The following is an 18,174-nucleotide window of genomic DNA, read 5'->3' on the forward strand; positions in this document are numbered from 1 at the left end:
CAGCACATCCGAAAAAGGAGATTTCATGGATATCGAAGGTTGGCTGCTGCATATTACGGGCGCGTTCATGCTGGTCCTGGCTTATTTCCTGTTCGTCAAAGCCTAGAACTTATTCCGTTCATTTTCTTCTCTCGAAATTTTTCCCCGTCTTATTCCAGGTCATTCCATTTGACCGTCAAGGCCTGCCCTTCCAAGTAGACCCGTTCGCCCGCCAGCGTCACCTTCACCTTTCCTCCGCGCGAAGAAATCTGCCTGGCCTCTAATTTTCTTTTTCCGAGCCGCCTGCCCCAAAAGGGCCCCAAGAGGCAATGCGCCGAGCCCGTAACCGGATCCTCGGGAATGCCGGCGCGAGGCGCGAAGAAACGCGACACAAAATCATAGGGAGGCCTGGCCGGAGCAGTCACCGTGACGCCGCGCATGTCAATCTTCGCCAAAGCTTCGAAATCCGGAAGCAAGGCTGCGACGCTCCGCTCGTCTTCGAGCAGGACGAGATAATCCGTGAGACCTTTGGCCGCGGCTGCGCTTTGTTTCAGGCCAAGGGCGCGAAGCAAAAGCGGCGGAGGCGTGAGTTCAAGAGGAGGGTCGGCGGGAAAATTCAGCTCGATACCGCGTGCGGTGAACCGGACCGGCAGCGGACCGCTGCGCGATCGGAAATGGAGAGACTCGGGGCGGCAAAGCCCCTGCTCACGCAACAGATGCGCGCTTGCAAGCGTCGCATGGCCGCAAAGGTCGACTTCGCAGACCGGCGTGAACCACCGGATATTCCAGACATTTCCCGACCGCACGAGAAATGCGGTTTCGGACAGGCCTAGGCGCCGGGCAATCTCCTGCATCCACGTGCTGTCGCGTTTTTCTTCGAGAATGCAGACCCCTGCCGGATTGCCGGACATGCCCTCGCCGGTGAAGGCATGAATTTCCCAGACGCGTGCCGGTTTTAATTTAATGACTTTGCGCGTCTTTGGCCCAGCCGAGAGATTTTTCAGCGGCTTTTTTCCATGAGGCATAAAAACCTTGCCGGTCTTTGTCCGGCATCTTGGGAGAAAAACTTTTTTCCAGTGCCTGAAGCCCGGCAAAATCCGAGCGCTTCCAGAACCCTGCCACGATGCCGGCAAGACCCGCGGCGCCGAAAACCGTGGTCTCCGTATGCACGGGCCTTTCCACGCTGAAACCCAGCACGTCGGCCTGGAATTGCATCAGGAATTCGTTGCGCACCGCACCGCCGTCCACACGCAGCGTCTTAAAAACATGGCCGGGCACAAGCGGCTTCATTTCCTCGACGACGTCGCGGGTCTGGTAGCACAGCGATTCCAGCGCGGCGCGGACCAAGTGTGCGGGCTGCGTGCCGCGCGTGATCCCGATCAAAAGCCCGCGGGCGTCCGGGTCCCAGAACGGCGCGCCGAGCCCCACAAAGGCCGGCACCAGATAGACGCCTTCGTTGGAAGGAAGCGACTTGGCCAGGGCTTCGGTCTCATCCGCGGACCGGATGATCTTGAGGCCGTCGCGCAGCCATTGGATGCACGAACCGCCCACGAAGATGCTGCCCTCCAAGGCATATTCGGTCTCGTTCCCGATTTTCCAAGCCACGGTATTAACCAGGCGGCCGGATTTGGGGATCTCTTTTCCCGTGCACGTCATGACGAAAAGTCCTGTGCCGTAAGTATTCTTGATCACCCCAGGCTTCCACCCGCCCTGCGCGAACAACGAAGCCTGCTGGTCGCCGAGGATTCCCGTGATGGGAATTTCCTTTCCCAGAATTTTCTTATCGACCTGGCCGAAGACCGTGCCGCTGTCTTTGACTTCCGGCAGCAGGGATTCGGGAACACCGAAAAGTTTCAGCAGTGAAGCGTCGTATTGCAGCGTGAGGATGTTGAAACAGAGTGTTCGGGAAGCATTGCTGACTTCAGTCGCATGAACCTTGCCGCAGGTCAGGTTCCAGAGGATCCACGTGTCCACCGTGCCGAAAACGATTTCTCCCTTTTCCGCTTTTTGCCGGACTCCCGGAACTTCGTCCAGGATCCAGCGGATCTTGGTCGCGGAAAAATAAGGGTCGAGGAAAAGGCCGGTCTTCTCTTTGATTGAGGCGGACTCGCTGCGCAGTTTCTCACACATTGGAGTCGTGCGGCGGCATTGCCAGACAATGGCATTAAAAACGGGCTTTCCGGTTTTCCGGTCCCAGAGAATCGTGGTCTCGCGCTGGTTCGTGATGCCGAGAGCCGTAATGTTCTCCACCCCCACCAGGGAAGCTACTTCTTTCAGCGCCTTCAGCGCCGTTTCCCAGATCTGCATGGGGTCATGCTCGACCCATCCCGGCTTGGGAAAAATCTGCGGGAATTCGTAATAGGCTTTGGCGAGAATACGGCCGTCCGCGGAATACGCGACCACGCGGTTCCCCGTGGTTCCCAGGTCCATGGCCAAAATCGCTTTCATTTCTCCTCCTTTGCGGTCCCGGCGGTGCGGATGGCCGTGTACTTGCCGATCCGCACCATGATACGGGAAAATTTTTTTTCCAGTCCCGAAAAAAACCACAAGAGGGGTTTCAAAAGGCCGCAGCGATGAAAAAGGCGCGTTTCCGTCAGCGTCAGCGTCCTCAGGCACGTGACTTCCGCGCCGGGAAAACGGGAAGCCAATTCCTGCGGGGGCCATGAAAAGGAAAACAGTTCCGGCGCGTCCGTGGCATTCTGCCTGCCCCGTTCCGTCAGGCGGCGTGCGGCGGGCGCAATCTTGAGCACCACGCGGTGAATCCAGGAAAGGAAATTGTGCGCGGAGGTATAAAAAATGACGACGGGAGCGTCCTCAACGGCCGTGCGCCGGAATTCTCCGATCGCGGCAGGCTGATCTTCCGGCGGCATGTGATAAAGCGAGTGAGACGCCAGCACGCCGCCAAAGACGCCGTCCTTAAATGGCAGGTGCGCGAGGTCGGCCACGACGTAGCGTCCGCGCGCGCCGATCAGCTTCCGCGCCTCGTGAAGGCCCTGGAAAGAGAGGTCCGCGCACACATGCGTACGGAAGGCTTTCCCCATTTCCAGCCGAGGCTCGCCGCCGCATCCCGCGTCGAGGAAATAAGCGCCGCCGTCTTGAAAGTATTTCCGGTAGCGCAATTCGTTGTCACGCATATAGCGCTGGACGTCGGAGGAAAGATCTTCGTGGAGGATTTCCGCGCAGTAACGGCCGGTGGCAGGGTCCCGCCGCCAGCCGTAGGTATCGTAAAAGGTCTTGATGTTATGCCGGATCTGGTCAGAGCGCGGCAAAGAGGTCCTCATGGGCCATCCTTAAGAGGCCTTGGAGGCTTAGCTTTTTTTTCCGTTAATGTCGTCGTCCGCGCCTTTAATGGCCTTTTTGAATTCGCGGATGCCTTCGCCGAGCGCGCGCCCGATTTCAGGCAGGCGTTTTGCACCGAACAGAAGCAGGACAACCAGCAGAATGACGACGATTTCCAGGGGACCTGGCATGCTCATAACGACTCCTTCGCTTTCGTTGACGTTCTAAAAATAATTGCGGCAATACTTGGTCTTCGACTGCAACTGCGCCAGGATTTGGTTACTACGCTCGGACGGAGCCTCGCTGCGTAACCTCCCCGCCTTCGCTGACGCCGGCCTTCGGCTCACGGCTTTTCCGCCCATGAGGGCGGCGCTCACTTGCTTCGAATCCTGCCGCCTCGATTTTTTCGGGGCGGCAGGATTCGAACCTGCGACATCTAGCTCCCAAAGCTAGCGCTCTAGCCAAGCTGAGCTACGCCCCGTAAATCTGGACAGGACAATAATTTATCACGAAAGATTGAATTTGGCATCCAGGAATTTGGCGCTAGAAAATCGAGCGTTCCTTATGGATGCTGAGCACCAGGCCCAGGGCAAGTGCCGTCATAATGAAGGACGAACCACCGTAACTGATGAGCGGGAGCGTCAATCCGGTAATGGGGAGAAGGCCGATGCTCATGCCCACGTTGATCATAACCTGGGAAAACAGGACGGTCAGGATGCCCGCAGCCAGCAGCTTGGCGCGCTGGTCTGTTGTTTGGCCGATCACTTCGAAGATCGCATTAAAAAGCGCGGCATAGCAGAAAAGAAGGAGCGCCGCACCCAAATACCCCCACTCTTCGCCCAGCACGCAAAAAATAAAGTCCGTGTGATGCTCGGGAACGAATTGGAGCTGGCTTTGCGTGCCGTGCAAAAGCCCTTTGCCGAAAAGTCCGCCCGAACCGACTGCGATCTTGGACTGTAGTGCCGTGTACCCCGCGCCAAGGGGGTCCAGATTCGGATTCAAAAAAACAAGGATGCGCTTTTTCTGATATTCCTTGAGGATGCTCCACAAAATCGGCACGGCGGAGAGCCCCAGCACCGCGGCGCCAATCATGTAGCGGTACGGAATCCCCCACAGAAAAAGAAGCACGATCACCATGGGCACAAAAAGGAGCGAGCTGCCCAGGTCCGGCTGACGCATGATGAGGATCTGCGGGACGAACGCCAGCACAAGGGCGATGAGGATGATGCTGTTCTTTTTTTCCCATGAATGATGCGAGCCTAGAAAATTGGCAAGCGTCATGATCGTGGCGATCTTGGCAAACTCCGAAGGCTGGATGATAATCGGCCCGATTCCGATCCAGCGCTGCGCGCCTAAGCGCGTGTGCCCGGCCACCATGACCCAGACCAGCAGGACGAGAGAAATTACATAAAGCAGATAGGAAACGCTGAGCAGCCGGCGGTAGCCCACGAAAGGCACGAGAAAGAAAACCACCAGGCCCGCGGAAGCCCATACCATCTGCTTCACATCGTATTCGGCCGGGTCGCGGTAGGAAGCGCTGCGAATGAAGATGATGCCGATGATACTGAGCGCGGTCATGGCCACAACGAGCGACCAGTTCGTGTCCTTAAGCCACTTTCTGACCATACATGTCTCTCCAGGTTTCCAGCATGCCCTTCACGATCCGCGCGCCCGCGATGCCGCCGGAACCGCCGTGCTCGACGAAGACCGCAAAGGCGAGCTTCGGATGTTCATACGGAAAAAAGCCCGTCATCCAGGCATGGGAATTCAGAGGCGGCGCCTGCGCCGTTCCAGTCTTGGCCGCCATGTGGCCGAAATCCACACGCCCGAGCTGGCCCGTGCCATAATCGGATTGCACGACCTGGAACATGCCTTGTTTGACGATCTCGAAATTGGCTTTCTTGATCGAGAGGCGTTTGTGCTCATGCGGCGCTTCGCCCTCCCCTTCGGGCCAGCGGATGAGATGCGGCTCAACGATCTCTCCGTCCTTGGCGATGATGGACGTCATGCGCAGGATCTGGACCGGGGAGGTCAGCAAATAGCCCTGGCCAATGGCAAAACTGAGCGTTTCTCCCTGGTACCATTTTTCCTTCAGCCGCTTTTTCTTCCAGGCCGAATCAGGAACGAGACCCGGCGCGATATTGGAAGTTTCGAGCCGCATGGCCTCCCCCAGCCCGAGCATGCGCGCGTATTCGGCGATGTCATCCGGCGACAGCCTTTTCCCCACGGAGTAGAAGAACACGTTGCAGGACCTTTCCAGAGCCTCATAAACGTTCATGTCGCCATGGCCGCGCGCAAACCAGCATTTGCGTGGAACAGAATTGGGCGTGAGGTGGAAAAGCCCGGTACAGTGAAAGGTCGTGCTGGGCGTGATCTTGCCCGTCTCGAGCCCCGCGAGCGCAGTCACGAGCTTGAACACCGAGCCCGGCGGGTACGCGGAGCTCACGCCGCGGTCCACAAGCGGCGAAGCTTCGTCTTTGAGAAAGGCCAGGCGCTCTTTGCTGGCGCCCGGCGACACGAAAACGTTCGGATCGTAGGAAGGCGAACTGGCCAGCGCCAGCAATTCGTCCGTGTCGAGGTCCAGGACGGCCACAGCCGCGTGCTGGCCCTGGATCAGATCCATGATCTTTTTCTGGAATTCAAGGTCGATGGTCATGGTCAGATCCTCGCCCGGCACCGGCGTCTTCTCGGAAAGGAGCCGGACCATGTTGCCGCGGGCATTCACCTCGATCTGACGCCCGCCCCGCTCGCCGCGCAGCTTTTCGTCGTAGACCTTTTCGAGGCCCATGCGGCCGACAAGGGAATTCATGCCGTAAAGGAGCTGGTTCTCGTGGAGCTTTTCGTATTCCGCGCTGTTGATCTTTCCGATGAAACCGATGAGATGCGACGCCGTCTGCTGATAGGGATAAAAGCGACGGCCCGAGACCCGGATGCTGACGCCGGGAAGTTCCGGACGTCTTTCTTCGATCTTAAAAGCAATTTCCTGGCTCACGTCCTCTTCGATGACGGCCGGAGCAAAAGGGTATTCCCGGGAAGCGCTCATGCGCTGCTTGATCGCGGCTTCGGTCAGCCCGAGAAGCTTGGAAAGCCGCGGGTATTCGTCGCGGTGGACGTCTTCGGGCGTGGCCACGACGTCATAGGAGGGGCGGTTGGTGGCAAGGGCCCGGTGGTTCCGGTCAAAGACCCGGCCGCGCGGCGCTTCCATGGGGATGAGACGGATGCGGTTCTTGTCGCCGAGCGTGCGGTAATAGCTCCCGTTCCAGACCTGCACGATAAAAAGCGCAAGCGCCAGGACCAGAAGCCCGGTGAACATCGCAATTTTGAGAATCAGAAAACGCATGAATTCGCCTTCAGCGGAAAAGCTCGTACTGCTGCCGGTAGCTCCGCTCGCGGTCGTCGAACAGGATCGACATCAGGAAAAAGAAAAGAGGTGAAATCAACGCCGTGTAAACCGAAGAAATAAGGACCGAGCGCCACGTCATCGTGAAAACCGGGTGGCCGTCGAACTGCGCGGCGCCCGTCGCGATAATGGATTCGATGCCCAGCACGAAAAGAAACGCCGCGGTCTCCTTGACCAGAAGCGACTGGCGATCCATTTTCTGGACGGCCCAGTGGAGGAAAAATGTCATGAGCACGACTGCCGCGGTCTCGATGCCGGCCACCGGGCTCGTCGTGAGGTCGCGCAGCGCGCCCACCAGTCCCGCCAGCGGTAGAAGTTTCGCGCCGGGCCAGTAAAACGCCACGTACAGGATCACCAGATACAGGAAAAGAGGCTGGGCCCCCAGCACCTGGATGAGAGGCGCCACCGTAAGGTCCAGGCACAGCAGCACGAGAAGCAGGACCATCAGCCGGCTTGAGAAGACACGATACACAGGACCTCCTCGATTTTGGTAAATGCCGCGAACGGCTGCACGGTTGCGGACAAATGCAGGCCGTCTTTGCTCTTCTCGATGGCGGTAATCTTTCCGATGCGAAGTCCCTTGGGGAAAAGGCCGGTAGCCCCGGAAGTCAGCACGGTTTCTTCGACCGCGGCTTGGGAATCCAGGCTCAAATAATCCAGGGTCAGCGTCTGAGAACCGTTGCCCGAAGCCAGGCCCTGGCTGCGGCTGTCGGCTGCGAGCGCGCTCACCCGCGCCTCCGGATCCACCAGAAGAATGACTTGCGCCGTGGAACGGCCGGCTTCGAGGATGCGTCCCACCAGGCCCTCGGAAACGATGACCGGCATGTCTTTGCGCAGCCCCTGCTTACTTCCCTTGTCCAGGATGATCGTCTTTTTCCAGGGAGAAAGGTCCCACCCGATCACGCGCGCGGCAATGGTCTTGCCCTTGAACTGGTCGCGGAACTCCAGCAGCTTGCGCAGCCTTTCGTTTTCACGCTCCACCTCTTTGTACTGCTCGAGATGCGACTCGAGCTGGGCGATCTGCGCCCTGTCCTGCTCGAGCTCTTCGATCGTCTTCCAGAAAAGAAAGAAGTAGTTAAAAAAGCCGGAGACATTGTTGGAAACGGAGCTTCCCACGGAAAGAAAGGGGCGCAGGAGGCTTTGGGAGGTCATTTGGACGTCTTGCGTCAGGCCGGGGATGCGGCTGAAGAGGATCAGCGGCAAAAAAGAAAACGCGAGAAAATAATACCGTCTTTTAATCTGCATGAACTGCTGGGCCCGGGTGTTCTAAAGGTGATGAAGCAACTAGGGACACATTATCGCTCACGCCGCGATTACTGTCCACCCGGAGACGGCAGGAAGCTAGGGGTTAATATTCCTTGGTCTGATTATTGTTTACGGCCAGGCGCTTGAGCAGATGGAACTCGTTCAAGTAACGCCCGGTTCCCAGCGCGATGGCGGTCAGCGGATCGTCGGCAATGTGGACCGGGAGGCCAGTTTCCTCGCTGATCAGCTTGTCCAGGCCGCGCAGGAGAGCGCCGCCTCCGGCAAGGATCAGCCCGCGGTCGATCAGGTCGGCGGAAAGTTCCGGCGGCGTCCGTTCAAGGGCAATACGGATGGCCTCGAGAATGGACGACAGCGGCTCGGAAAGCGCCTCGCGGATTTCTTCGCTGGTAATGGTCACGGTTTTGGGAAGGCCCGCCAGGATGTCGCGGCCTTTGACGTCGAGCGTCGTTTCTTCTTCCAGAGGGTAAGCGGACCCGATGCGGATCTTGATTTCTTCGGCCGTGCGCTCGCCGATCATCAGGTTGTAAGTCTTCTTGAGATGGCTCATGATGGCTTCATCGAATTCGTCGCCGCCGATGCGGATCGACTTCGAGAAGACGATGCCTGAGAGCGAGATCACTGCGATTTCCGTGGTGCCGCCGCCGATGTCCACGATCATGTTGCCCGCCGGCTCCTGAATCGGAAGCCCGACGCCGATCGCCGCCGCGATAGGTTCTTCGACGAGATAAACGGGATTGCGCGCGCCCGCGCGTTCGGCCGAATCTTTCACGGCGCGCTTTTCAACTTCCGTGATGCCGCTCGGAACCGCGATGACGACGCGGGGGCTCACGAGATTGCTGGGACGATGCACTTTGCGGATGAAGTAGCGAAGCATGGCTTCGGTGATGTCGAAGTCCGCGATAACGCCGTCCTTCATGGGACGGATCGCGACGATGTTGCCCGGCGTGCGGCCCAGCATGCGCTTGGCCTCTTCGCCGACGGCGAGAACGGTATGCGTGGTTTTATCGATTGCGACGACAGAAGGTTCGCAGAGAACGACGCCCTGGCCTTTCACGTAAACCAGGGTATTTGCGGTACCGAGGTCGATTCCAATGTCACTAGAAAAAAATCCGAGAGCGCGATCCAGCAATACCATAGGTGGCCAGGTCCTTTGTGAGGGAAATTTTCGTTTCCCAAATTATCGAAGCAGATGATGCATCCCTTGAGACGTTTTTGACACAAGACATCATTGCTTGTTACGTGAGGCTGTGTAACGGGATGAATCTTCGTACTGCATCCGGGAACGAAGTGCGGCCAGTATAACGAAAGCCCCCCGGGGTGTCAAACAAAATAAGGCCTTCCGGCTGTTCGGAAAGGCTTACAATACTTACACTAAGCTCCCGTTTTGAGCCGCTGAAAATCGCTGAAAAAACCCGGGTAGGACGTGGCCACACTGGACGTGTCGTCCACCTCCAACGCCCCTTTCATGCCCAGGGAAGCGATGCACATGCTCATGACCGTGCGGTGGTCCCCGAAGCTTCTAACCTTCGCCGGCTTCAGGCTTTCGACGCCTTTGATCACGCAGCCGTCCGGCAGTTCCTGAACTTGGGCGCCCAGCAGGTTCAGGTTTTCGGTCATGGACACAATCCGGTCGGTTTCTTTGACCCGCAGCTCTTCGGCGCCGGAGACCAGGCTTTCCCCTTCGGCCAGCGCCATGGCGGTCATGAGGATGGGCAGTTCGTCGATCAGGCTGGGGATTTCCGGCTTGGAAATGCGCGTTCCTTTGAGCTTTTTTCCCCGAATGTGGAGGATGCCAAGGGGTTCCGGCTCTTGATGGGTTTGCCGGATTTCCAGGTCCGCGCCCATGCGTTTCAGCACGTCCAGAAGGCCCGTGCGCGTGGGATTCAGGCAAACGCCTTCCACGGTTAATTCGGAACCCGGAGTCATGGCCGCGCCGGTAATGAAAAAAGCCGCGGACGAAATGTCGCCCGGGACCTGGCCTTCCAGAGGCTTCAGCGTGTCGGTCTTTTCCACCTCCATCCATTCCCCGGACTTGGAGAAGCGCGCGCCCATGGAAACGAGAAAGCGTTCGGTGTGATCGCGCGATGCCACAGCTTCATGGATGCGCGTCTTGCCGTCGGCGTAAAGCCCCGCGAGAAGCAGGGCGGATTTGACCTGCGCGCTGCCCAGATGATTGTCGTACTCGATGCCTTTCAAAGCGCCGCCGCGGATCGTGAGCGGCGCGTAATTGCCGTTGTCCTTGCCTTTGATCTGGGCGCCCATTTTTTTGAGGGGTTCGGTCACGCGTTTCATCGGGCGTGACGAAAGCGACGGATCGCCACTGAGCACGGCCTCAAAGCGCTGGCCCGACAGAACGCCCATAATGAGGCGCATGGACGTGCCGGAATTGCCGAGATAAAGTTCGGAGGCCGGGGCTTTCAAGCCGCGAAGGCCCGCGCCCTGGACTTCCACCGTCCCCTTGCGCTCGTCCACCTTGACGCCGACGCCCATGGCCTGAAAAGCATGAGCCGTATGCAGGCAGTCTTCGGCCTGAAGAAAATGCGTGAAAAAGCTGCGGCCGGACGCAAGCGCGCCGAGCATGACGCAGCGGTGCGAAACGGATTTATCGCCCGGCGGCGTGTAAATTCCCTTGAAGCAGGACGGTTGAGCTTGCAGCGTGAGTGGAGAAGGCATGGCGGAAATGGCGCTCAGGTGCGCCGGACCCAGACGCGGAGATTCTTCAGGTCTTCGAACATTTTTTCCTGGTTTTCCAGGATCTTTTTCTGGCCGTCTTCGAGGTCTTTGAGGCGTTTCTCGATGTCGCCCAGCCTTTCGGTCGCCGTTTTTTCTTCCGCAAAGGCGGGAAGAACGGGCAGCGCGAGAAATGCGAGAACCGCGAGAAGCAGCGCGGTTATTTTAAAATCACGAGCGGACAACGGCGTCCCCTTCCTGGATCTGCGCCTTGGCGCGCTCTTCCACGATGGTCGCGGCGGAAAAATTATCGTAGAGCTTCTCGACCTCGACCGTGGCCACGTCCTTGCCTTTTTGCTGGACGGCCATGCGCTCGCCGAGCTTTACACTATCCCTTATCCCGATATTCAGGACCACGAAATTAAAATTGCGGTTGACCGTCATCACCTGCGGGCCGGCTTTGGCTTTGGGCTCTTCGGCCGGAGCCGTAGCGGCAGGCGCGGCAGCGGGCGCGGAAGACGGCGCCACGTTTTCCATGTCGCTCGTCAGCGCGTCGAGGCCGGCGGCAAAAGAGCTCGAGGCGGATTCCGGGGATTCGGCGCCATTGGCCGCTGCAGGCGATGCCGCCGCTTCCGCGGGCGCGGCCGGAGCCGGAGCGCTCAAAGCTTCGAGCTTGCGCGCCACTTCTCCGTTCTTGTCTTCCAGTTCCAGCAATTTTTTTTCGACGTTGGAAAAATCAATGCGGGCCCGTTCCAGCTCGCTTTTCACGCCTTGGGTTTCCTGCGAGGCGGTGTTCATCTGGTATTTGACGCGCTCGAATTCGTCCTGAAAAGCCTGGTCGCGGGACTTCAAGGCCTCGCTGCCTGCCAAAAGCTGATTGTAGAAACCTTCCAGGCCGGCGCGCTTGGACTGTTCCGCTTTCAAGGCGCGAAAGAGATACGCGCTGGACGCAGCCGCGGCCACGGAGGCAGCAAGAGAGAGAACGGCCAGCACCTTGATCAGAATGAAACGCGGCGGCTTAGGCAGCTGCGAAGAATTGCGCGGAGGAATGGGAAGATCGAGTTCGGGCTTTTCTTTTTCGGTCGTCTTTAAATGCGCTTTGGCAAGATGCTCGTAAATGGAGGACATCGGGCGCTCCTTCTCGTTCAGGATGCGTTATCGTAGCATAGCGCTTAGGGGAATGCAACGGGCCATCCGTCTTGATCAAATAGATCGGCTTTTCCGCCGCTTTAGTGCAACAAATTCTCGGGATTGGGAGCTTCTCCGGAGCGGGAAGGGTCAAAGCCCTGGATGATTTCCCGCAGCTCCTCGACCGACGTGCAGCGGTTCACCCGTTCGCGGAAACGGGCCGCGCCGGGCATGTCCTTGAAATACCAGCACGCCACGCGCCGCATCTGAAGGTGGGCCGAGCGCGGATTATGGGCAAGCTCCAGCTCCATGTGTTCGACGAGCGTCTGTTTTTTTTCTTCGAACGTGGGCGGCGGCGGAAGCGGACGCCCCTCAAGCGCGGCTTCCACTTCCCTGTAAATCCACGGATTACCGAGCGCGCCGCGGCCGATCATGATGCCGTCGACACCGGAGGTTTTTTTGAGATGCAAAGCGCTTGCGCCGTCGAACACGTCGCCGTTGCCGAAGACGGGGATCTTCACGGCGTCGCGCACGCGGCCCACGGCCTCGTAGTTGGCCTTGCCGGTATACTGCTGCGCGCGCGTCCTTCCGTGCACGGCAATGCCGTCGAGCCCTTCCTGCTCCGCGATCTTCGCGATTTCGCAGGCTTCTTTGCCCGTCTCATCCGAAAATCCGAGCCGCATCTTCACGGTGAGCGGCAGATGGCGGAGATTTTTCACCATCTCGCGGAAAATAAGGCGGGCCTTTTCAGGCTCTTTGAGGAGCGCGGATCCCCCGCCGTGGCCGGTGATCTTGGGAACGGGACAACCGAGGTTGATGTCGACCAGGTCATAGCAGCCCATGTCCTCGACCATGCGCGCGGCTCTTCCCATGATTTCAGGGTCGCACCCAACAAGCTGGCAGCCCACGGGACGGTCTTCCGGAAGCGTTTTCATGAGTTCAAAAGTTTTACGGCTTTCGTTGACGAGGGCGTGCGCGGAAACCATTTCGAGGTAAGCGAGTTTCATCCCGCGGCGGCGGGCGATGAGGCGGAAGGGGAGGTCGGTACAATTTGCCATCGGTGATTGGACAACCACCGATGGCAAATTGAGGTCTTTCAGCCGGATCATTATCCGGAGATTACTTCAGGTGCTTCGAGACAAGCTTCGTCATTTCGAACATGTTCACAACGCCCTTGCCGCCGAAGACGACCTTCAGCTTATCATCCGCGTTGATGTTCCGCTTGTTCTTCGAATCCTGGAGTTTCTTGGACTTGATGTATTCCCAAAGCTTCTTCACCACTTCGCTGCGAGCCATGGGGCCCTTCCCCACAACCGCTTCAAGTTCGGGACTGAGACTCAGGGGCTTGGAAAGCGCTGACCCTTTTGCCATGGATGTTTCTCCTTCTATGGTTGACTTCGGTGTTGAGCGAAGTTTTGAGTTGAATAACTTGATAGTTTGAGTTCGTAAAACGTTGGGTTAGTCTGCCTTTTTCCTGCTTTTTCTACAAGATTTTTTTCTTTTTTTTTCAGCGGGCGGCTCTACGCTGCCTTAACTTCATCGCAAACCATGACTTACGGGCGTCAGACCGGCTGCCTCTCGCCTTTGGCCAGAAGCGACTTCAATTCCTTCATGAAGTGGCTGACGTCCTGAAACTCGCGGTAAACGCTCGCAAACCGCACGTAAGCGACCTGGTCCACTTTGGCCAGCCGCTTCATGATGAACTCCCCTACGGCCGAAGACGGGACTTCCTTTTCGTACTTCTCGTGAAGAAATTTCTCCATGTCATCGATGATCTTTTCCTGGTCAGCCAGGGATACGGGACGCTTGCCGCAGGCCTTCATGACGCCGTCGAGCGCCTTCTTCCGGTCGTACGGTTCGCGGCGCTGGTCTTTCTTGATGAGGTAGAGGGAGATTTCCTCCAGGCGTTCGTAGGTCGTATACCGGCGGTTGCAGTTCACGCATTCCCGGCGCCGGCGAATGGCAAGCCCCTCGTCTGCGGTGCGGGAATCGATAACCTTATCGTTCTCGTGCTTGCAAAAGGGGCAGCGCATGATTTAGCGGTACTTCTCTCCAAGGTCCGGATACAAAGGAAAGCGCGCCGTCAGTTTTTCGACGCGGGTGCGGATATCGGCCAGCTTGGCTTCGCTTTCACGGCCGGTGATGGCCTCGTCGATCAGGCCCGCGATTTCCTTCATTTCGGGTTCCTTCATGCCGCGCGTGGTGACGGCCGGCGTTCCCAGGCGCACGCCCGAGCCTTTGAAGGGCGACTGCTTGTCGAAGGGAATCATGTTTTTGTTGACCGTGATCTTCACGCGGTCGAGCAGGTCCTGCACTTCTTTGCCGTTCATGCCCTTCACCGTGACGTCGACGAGCATGAGGTGATTGTCCGTGCCGCCGGAAACAAGCCGGTAGCCGCGCGCGGCCATGGCTTCGGCAAGCGCCTTCGCGTTTTTCACGATCTGGCCGCAGTATTGTTTGTATTCGGGCTGCAGCGCTTCTTTAAAAGCAACCGCCTTGGCCGCGATGATGTGCATGAGCGGGCCGCCCTGAATGCCGGGAAAAACGGCGGAGTCGATGGCCTTGGCATACGCCTCGCGGCAAAGGATCAGGCCCGAGCGCGGACCGCGCAGCGTTTTGTGCGTCGTGGTCGTGACGATGTCGCAGTACGGCATGGGATTCGGATGATGGCCGCTGACCACAAGGCCCGCGAAATGCGCGATGTCGGCCATGAGCAGCGCGCCGCATTTGTCCGCAATCTCGCGTCCCCTTTTGAAATCGATGATGCGCGGATACGCCGAAGCGCCGAGCAGGATCATCTTGGGCTTGTGCTCGAGCGCGAGCTTTTCGAGATTATCGTAGTCGATGCGCTCGTCTTTTTCGCTGACGCCATAGGAGACGATGTCGTAGAACTTGCCCGAAAAATTCATCTTGTGGCCGTGCGACAAATGTCCGCCGTGCGAAAGGTCCATGGCCAGGATTTTGGAGCCGGTTTCGAGGACGGCCATGAAGACGGCGATGTTGGCAGAGGTGCCGGAATGCGGCTGGACATTCGCGTGCTCGGCGCCGAAGAGTTTCTTGGCGCGCTCGATGGCCAGCGTTTCCACGGTGTCCACGTTCTCACAGCCGCCGTACCAGCGCTTGGCCGGATATCCTTCGGCGTACTTATTGGTCAGCAGCGTGCCCGCGGCTTCCATGACGGCCAGCGACGTGAAGTTCTCGCTCGCGATCAGCTCGATATTCTCGTTCTGCCGGCGAACCTCTTCGGCCACGGCCTTGTAGATTTCCGGGTCCTGCTCCCGCAGGTAGGAATGGGTCTTAGTGTCGGTTTTCATATTCTCGGATTTTGTGAACACGGCGCTCATGTCTGCCTCCCTCGAACGATGTATTAAGCCACGTTGTAATAATGCCTTCGATGTCTTCTTTTTTCGCGATGCCCGAGCCGAGCACCAGCATGTTCGCGTCGTTGTGCTGGCGCGAGAGCCGGGCCTGCTCTTCGGTGTGGCAGAGCGCCGCGCGCACGCCTTTCACTTTATTGGCCGCGATCGTACTGCCGATACCGCTGTGGCAGATGCCGATGGCCTTCACACACTCCCCGCTCGCCACCTTCTCCCCCGCGCAGAACATGGGGTCCGGATAATCGCAGGACTCGGCCGAATTCGTGCCGCAGTCGGCCACATCATAGCCCAGGCGCTTGAGAAGGGCAAAGACCTCTTGCTTCAGATCAAATCCACGGTGATCACAGGCAAACGCGATTTTAGGCATAAGTCCTCAGCCGACGATGTCTTCCCACAAGGCTTCCATTTTTTTCTCGATCATGTTCATGACGTCTTCATAGACGCCCATGCTCAGGCCGATCGGGTCCATGATATTGAGAACGCGCGTCTTTTCCCGCGATGACGGCACCATGCCCGTGATGAACACGTGGTGCTGCTGGCCCATCACGATGATCATGTCCGCGTTCACGACGTCTTCGCGGCGGCACATGCGCGAGCGGTGCTCGGAAATGTCGACCTCGCGGTTTTTCATGACATAGACGGCTTCGGAGGTGGCCGGCATGCCGTTGCGCGTGCCCACGCCGCAGGACATGACTTCGATCTCTTCTCCGAAGCCGCGGCGGTTCAATTCTTCCTTGAGCCAGCCTTCGGCCATGGGCGAGCGGCAGGAATTGCCGGTGCACACGATCAGGATGCGCTTGCGCGGAAAAGCACCGCGCTTGATCTTGTCGACGGCCGCGCGCACTTCCGCGCCGAGGGCGCCTTCACGCAGGATCACGGGCTCTTTGTCGTTGGAAACGTCCACCACCGTCGAGTCCTGTCCCAATTCGCAGGCCCCCGCATCGACCACATAATCGATCTGCCCGCCGAGCTGGCTCATGACATCGTCAGCCGAGCGCGGCGAAGGGCTGCCGCTCATGTTCGCGCTTGTCGCAATGAAAGGTTCGCCCGTGGAATTGATCAGCGCCGTGGCGACAAGATGCCGCGGGTAGCGGATGCCGACTTTCGCGCCTTCCTGGCTCTCGACGATCAGCGTGACGGGCCCGGGCCAGAAAAGACGCGTGAGATACCGGAAGGCCGGCGTGCGTTTGATCCGCAGCTGGTCGATCATGTCCCACTCGCCGATGTGAAAGGAAAACTGTTTGGCGTCGTCGCGCTTCTTGATCGCGCAGAGTTTCCGGGACAGCCCGGCGATGCTCATGGGCGCGCCGATGCCGTAGACCGTTTCCGTGGGAAACGCAACGATCTTCCCTTCTCTGGAAGCACGCGCCACATCGCGCAGCCGCGCCAGGTCGGGGTCGCGGGGGTCCATCTTGAGGAGAACGGTGGTGGTCATCCTTTTACGAGCTGCTCTTGGAGCTTCTTGTTCTTGGCCTGGACCTTGTCCGCCATGTCTTTCTTGAACTGGTCCAGTTTCTTTTTGAAGGCTTCGTCCGCGACACCGAGGATCTGCGCCGCAAGAATTCCGGCATTGCGCGCGCCGGCTTTTCCGACGGCCACCGTGGCCACCGGAATTCCGGCGGGCATCTGGACCGTGGCAAGAAGCGCGTCAAAGCCGTTGAGAGGCGTGGAATTGACCGGAACGCCGATGACAGGAAGCGTCGTGTGCGCCGCGACCACGCCGGCCAGGTGCGCCGCGCCGCCGGCGCCGCAGATGAAAACGCGGAAGCCCTTGTCGCGCGCGTGCGTGGCAAACTCCGCCACCAGATGCGGTGTGCGGTGCGCGGAAAGGACGTGCATTTCGTAAGAAATGCCGAACTCTTTCAAGGCCGCGCCGGCCTCGTTCATGATTTCAAGATCGCTGTCACTGCCCATTAAAATGCCGACTTTGGAACTCATCTCAAAACCTCCATGGCTCTGCGGCCGATGTCACGCCGGTAAAAGGAATGATCGAAATGGATTTTGCCTACGAACTGATACGCCTTGTCGCGCGCTTCCCGGAGCGTTTCGCCGAGCGCCGTGACCGCGAGCACGCGTCCGCCGTCGGAGACGATATCGCCGCCGGCATTGCGCGTGGTGCCCGCATGAAAAACATGAAGGTCCGGAATCTGCTGAAGGGCTTCCAGCCCCGTGATCTTCAGGCCTTTCTCGTAATGGCCTGGATAACCGCCCGAAGCCACGACGATGGTCATGCAGGCTTTCGCATGCCATTCGATGAACTCGGTCTCGAGCTTCCCGTCCGCGATCTGCAGCATGAGCGGCAAAAGGTCGGACTTCATGCGCGGCAGAATGACTTCGGTTTCGGGATCGCCGAAGCGGCAATTGTATTCCAGGACATACGGCCCTTTGTCGGTGAGCATGAGCCCCGCGTAAATGACGCCGCGGTAAGGCGTGCCTTCGCGCGCCATACCCTGGACCATCGGGCGGATCGTCTGCTCGAGGATCTCGGTCAACTTCTCCTGACTCACCTGCGGACACGGCGAATAAGCGCCCATACCGCCCGTATTGGGGCCGCGGTCGTTGTCATAGGCGCGCTTGTGGTCCTGCGCGCTGGCCAGCGGGATGATCTTGTCGCCGTCGGTCAGGGCCAGCACCGAAAGCTCTTCGCCTTCGATTAGCTCTTCGATCACGACTTTCTTGCCCGCGTCGCCGAATACGTTCTGTGACATCATCTGCGTGATGGCATCGACCGCTTCCTGGGACGAGTGGCAGATGATGACGCCCTTCCCCGCCGCGAGACCGTCCGCTTTCACGACCACCGGCATCTCCGCTTCGACAGCATAATGCTTGGCTTCATTTTCGTTGGAGAAGACTTCGTAATTCGCGGTGGGAATGCCGAACTTGTGCATGCGGTCTTTGGAAAAGGCCTTGCTGCCTTCGAGCTTGGCCGCATCGCGCGACGGGCCGAAGACTTTGAGCCCTTCGTCCTGGAAACGGTTCGTGATGCCGGCGACCAGCGGGACTTCCGGGCCGACCACCGTGAGATCGATTTTTTCCTTCTTGGCGAATTTGAGGAGGCCGTCCAGGTCATTCGCG

General features: G+C 58.7%; 20 protein-coding genes and 1 tRNA gene. All 21 read right to left on the reverse strand.

The features are described from left to right. Positions 1 to 149 precede the first annotated feature (149 nt). A complete protein-coding gene (locus VL688_05135) occupies positions 150 to 1,004 on the reverse strand; it encodes a PhzF family phenazine biosynthesis isomerase (protein HTL47429.1) in 855 nt (284 codons plus the stop codon). After that, positions 940 to 2,427: a glycerol kinase GlpK gene (gene glpK / locus VL688_05140; GenBank protein ID HTL47430.1), complete on the reverse strand. Its 1,488-nt coding sequence runs from the start codon at positions 2,425 to 2,427 to the stop codon at positions 940 to 942. Before glpK ends, VL688_05135 begins: the two co-directional genes overlap by 65 nt. Further along, positions 2,424 to 3,260 (reverse strand): class I SAM-dependent methyltransferase, encoded by an 837-nt coding sequence (locus tag VL688_05145; protein HTL47431.1) that lies wholly within the window; start codon positions 3,258 to 3,260, stop codon positions 2,424 to 2,426. The genes glpK and VL688_05145 overlap by 4 nt, the downstream gene beginning before the upstream one ends. 27 nt (positions 3,261 to 3,287) lie before the next feature. Next, positions 3,288 to 3,449 carry a twin-arginine translocase TatA/TatE family subunit gene (gene tatA, locus VL688_05150; GenBank protein ID HTL47432.1) on the reverse strand — a complete coding sequence of 54 codons (162 nt, stop codon included), beginning with the start codon at positions 3,447 to 3,449 and terminating at the stop codon, positions 3,288 to 3,290. 215 nt (positions 3,450 to 3,664) lie between these two features. Further along, positions 3,665 to 3,739: transfer RNA gene (locus VL688_05155), tRNA-Pro, on the reverse strand. Between the two features lie 62 nt (positions 3,740 to 3,801). Further along, positions 3,802 to 4,884: a rod shape-determining protein RodA gene (gene rodA, locus VL688_05160; GenBank protein ID HTL47433.1), complete on the reverse strand. Its 1,083-nt coding sequence runs from the start codon at positions 4,882 to 4,884 to the stop codon at positions 3,802 to 3,804. Then, on the reverse strand, positions 4,865 to 6,598 hold the full coding sequence (mrdA, locus tag VL688_05165) for a penicillin-binding protein 2 (GenBank protein HTL47434.1): 1,734 nt from the start codon (positions 6,596 to 6,598) through the stop codon (positions 4,865 to 4,867). The genes rodA and mrdA overlap by 20 nt, the downstream gene beginning before the upstream one ends. 10 nt (positions 6,599 to 6,608) lie before the next feature. Further along, positions 6,609 to 7,130 carry a rod shape-determining protein MreD gene (gene mreD / locus VL688_05170; GenBank protein ID HTL47435.1) on the reverse strand — a complete coding sequence of 174 codons (522 nt, stop codon included), beginning with the start codon at positions 7,128 to 7,130 and terminating at the stop codon, positions 6,609 to 6,611. Further along, positions 7,103 to 7,903, reverse strand: coding sequence for a rod shape-determining protein MreC (gene mreC / locus VL688_05175; GenBank protein ID HTL47436.1), 801 nt, complete (start codon positions 7,901 to 7,903; stop codon positions 7,103 to 7,105). The genes mreD and mreC overlap by 28 nt, the downstream gene beginning before the upstream one ends. A gap of 103 nt (positions 7,904 to 8,006) precedes the next feature. After that, positions 8,007 to 9,059, reverse strand: a complete 1,053-nt coding sequence (locus VL688_05180; protein ID HTL47437.1) for a rod shape-determining protein — start codon at positions 9,057 to 9,059, stop codon at positions 8,007 to 8,009. Positions 9,060 to 9,295: 236 nt separating this feature from the next. Continuing rightward, positions 9,296 to 10,597, reverse strand: a complete 1,302-nt coding sequence (gene aroA, locus VL688_05185) for a 3-phosphoshikimate 1-carboxyvinyltransferase (GenBank protein HTL47438.1) — start codon at positions 10,595 to 10,597, stop codon at positions 9,296 to 9,298. 14 nt (positions 10,598 to 10,611) lie between these two features. Then, on the reverse strand, positions 10,612 to 10,839 hold the full coding sequence (locus tag VL688_05190; GenBank protein ID HTL47439.1) for a hypothetical protein: 228 nt from the start codon (positions 10,837 to 10,839) through the stop codon (positions 10,612 to 10,614). Continuing rightward, positions 10,826 to 11,722, reverse strand: coding sequence for a hypothetical protein (locus VL688_05195; protein ID HTL47440.1), 897 nt, complete (start codon positions 11,720 to 11,722; stop codon positions 10,826 to 10,828). The genes VL688_05190 and VL688_05195 overlap by 14 nt, the downstream gene beginning before the upstream one ends. A gap of 101 nt (positions 11,723 to 11,823) precedes the next feature. Beyond that, positions 11,824 to 12,831, reverse strand: coding sequence for a tRNA dihydrouridine synthase DusB (gene dusB, locus VL688_05200; GenBank protein ID HTL47441.1), 1,008 nt, complete (start codon positions 12,829 to 12,831; stop codon positions 11,824 to 11,826). Positions 12,832 to 12,841: 10 nt separating this feature from the next. Continuing rightward, positions 12,842 to 13,093 carry an SWIB/MDM2 domain-containing protein gene (locus VL688_05205; protein HTL47442.1) on the reverse strand — a complete coding sequence of 84 codons (252 nt, stop codon included), beginning with the start codon at positions 13,091 to 13,093 and terminating at the stop codon, positions 12,842 to 12,844. Positions 13,094 to 13,284: 191 nt separating this feature from the next. Next, positions 13,285 to 13,755 carry a transcriptional regulator NrdR gene (gene nrdR / locus VL688_05210; protein HTL47443.1) on the reverse strand — a complete coding sequence of 157 codons (471 nt, stop codon included), beginning with the start codon at positions 13,753 to 13,755 and terminating at the stop codon, positions 13,285 to 13,287. A gap of 3 nt (positions 13,756 to 13,758) precedes the next feature. After that, positions 13,759 to 15,036: a serine hydroxymethyltransferase gene (gene glyA, locus VL688_05215; protein ID HTL47444.1), complete on the reverse strand. Its 1,278-nt coding sequence runs from the start codon at positions 15,034 to 15,036 to the stop codon at positions 13,759 to 13,761. Then, on the reverse strand, positions 15,020 to 15,466 hold the full coding sequence (gene rpiB / locus VL688_05220) for a ribose 5-phosphate isomerase B (protein HTL47445.1): 447 nt from the start codon (positions 15,464 to 15,466) through the stop codon (positions 15,020 to 15,022). The genes glyA and rpiB overlap by 17 nt, the downstream gene beginning before the upstream one ends. A 6-nt stretch (positions 15,467 to 15,472) precedes the next feature. Then, the gene (locus VL688_05225; protein HTL47446.1) at positions 15,473 to 16,534 is read right to left on the reverse strand and encodes an L-threonylcarbamoyladenylate synthase; all 1,062 of its coding nucleotides are present in this window, start codon (positions 16,532 to 16,534) and stop codon (positions 15,473 to 15,475) included. After that, positions 16,531 to 17,037, reverse strand: a complete 507-nt coding sequence (gene purE, locus VL688_05230) for a 5-(carboxyamino)imidazole ribonucleotide mutase (protein ID HTL47447.1) — start codon at positions 17,035 to 17,037, stop codon at positions 16,531 to 16,533. Before purE ends, VL688_05225 begins: the two co-directional genes overlap by 4 nt. Continuing rightward, a partial coding sequence (gene purD, locus VL688_05235) for a phosphoribosylamine--glycine ligase (GenBank protein HTL47448.1) occupies positions 17,034 to 18,174 on the reverse strand: 1,141 nt, incomplete at its 5' end. The genes purD and purE, both read right to left, overlap by 4 nt.

This window comes from Verrucomicrobiia bacterium, from assembly GCA_035495615.1.
In the GTDB taxonomy this organism is placed as follows: Bacteria; Omnitrophota; Omnitrophia; order Omnitrophales; family Aquincolibacteriaceae; genus DATJFP01.

Excerpts from the sequence above, each read along its gene's own strand:
- dusB (HTL47441.1), bottom strand. The coding sequence starts at position 12,831 with ATGATCCGGCTGAAAGACCTCAATTTGCCATCGGTGGTTGTCCAATCA.
- tatA (HTL47432.1), bottom strand. The coding sequence starts at position 3,449 with ATGCCAGGTCCCCTGGAAATCGTCGTCATTCTGCTGGTTGTCCTGCTT.
- mrdA (HTL47434.1), bottom strand. The coding sequence starts at position 6,598 with ATGCGTTTTCTGATTCTCAAAATTGCGATGTTCACCGGGCTTCTGGTC.
- VL688_05195 (HTL47440.1), bottom strand. The coding sequence starts at position 11,722 with ATGTCCTCCATTTACGAGCATCTTGCCAAAGCGCATTTAAAGACGACC.
- rpiB (HTL47445.1), bottom strand. The coding sequence starts at position 15,466 with ATGCCTAAAATCGCGTTTGCCTGTGATCACCGTGGATTTGATCTGAAG.
- nrdR (HTL47443.1), bottom strand. The coding sequence starts at position 13,755 with ATGCGCTGCCCCTTTTGCAAGCACGAGAACGATAAGGTTATCGATTCC.
- rodA (HTL47433.1), bottom strand. The coding sequence starts at position 4,884 with ATGGTCAGAAAGTGGCTTAAGGACACGAACTGGTCGCTCGTTGTGGCC.
- purE (HTL47447.1), bottom strand. The coding sequence starts at position 17,037 with ATGAGTTCCAAAGTCGGCATTTTAATGGGCAGTGACAGCGATCTTGAA.
- VL688_05180 (HTL47437.1), bottom strand. The coding sequence starts at position 9,059 with ATGGTATTGCTGGATCGCGCTCTCGGATTTTTTTCTAGTGACATTGGA.
- glpK (HTL47430.1), bottom strand. The coding sequence starts at position 2,427 with ATGAAAGCGATTTTGGCCATGGACCTGGGAACCACGGGGAACCGCGTG.
- aroA (HTL47438.1), bottom strand. The coding sequence starts at position 10,597 with ATGCCTTCTCCACTCACGCTGCAAGCTCAACCGTCCTGCTTCAAGGGA.
- VL688_05225 (HTL47446.1), bottom strand. The coding sequence starts at position 16,534 with ATGACCACCACCGTTCTCCTCAAGATGGACCCCCGCGACCCCGACCTG.
- VL688_05205 (HTL47442.1), bottom strand. The coding sequence starts at position 13,093 with ATGGCAAAAGGGTCAGCGCTTTCCAAGCCCCTGAGTCTCAGTCCCGAA.
- glyA (HTL47444.1), bottom strand. The coding sequence starts at position 15,036 with ATGAAAACCGACACTAAGACCCATTCCTACCTGCGGGAGCAGGACCCG.
- VL688_05145 (HTL47431.1), bottom strand. The coding sequence starts at position 3,260 with ATGAGGACCTCTTTGCCGCGCTCTGACCAGATCCGGCATAACATCAAG.
- mreC (HTL47436.1), bottom strand. The coding sequence starts at position 7,903 with ATGCAGATTAAAAGACGGTATTATTTTCTCGCGTTTTCTTTTTTGCCG.
- VL688_05135 (HTL47429.1), bottom strand. The coding sequence starts at position 1,004 with ATGCCTCATGGAAAAAAGCCGCTGAAAAATCTCTCGGCTGGGCCAAAG.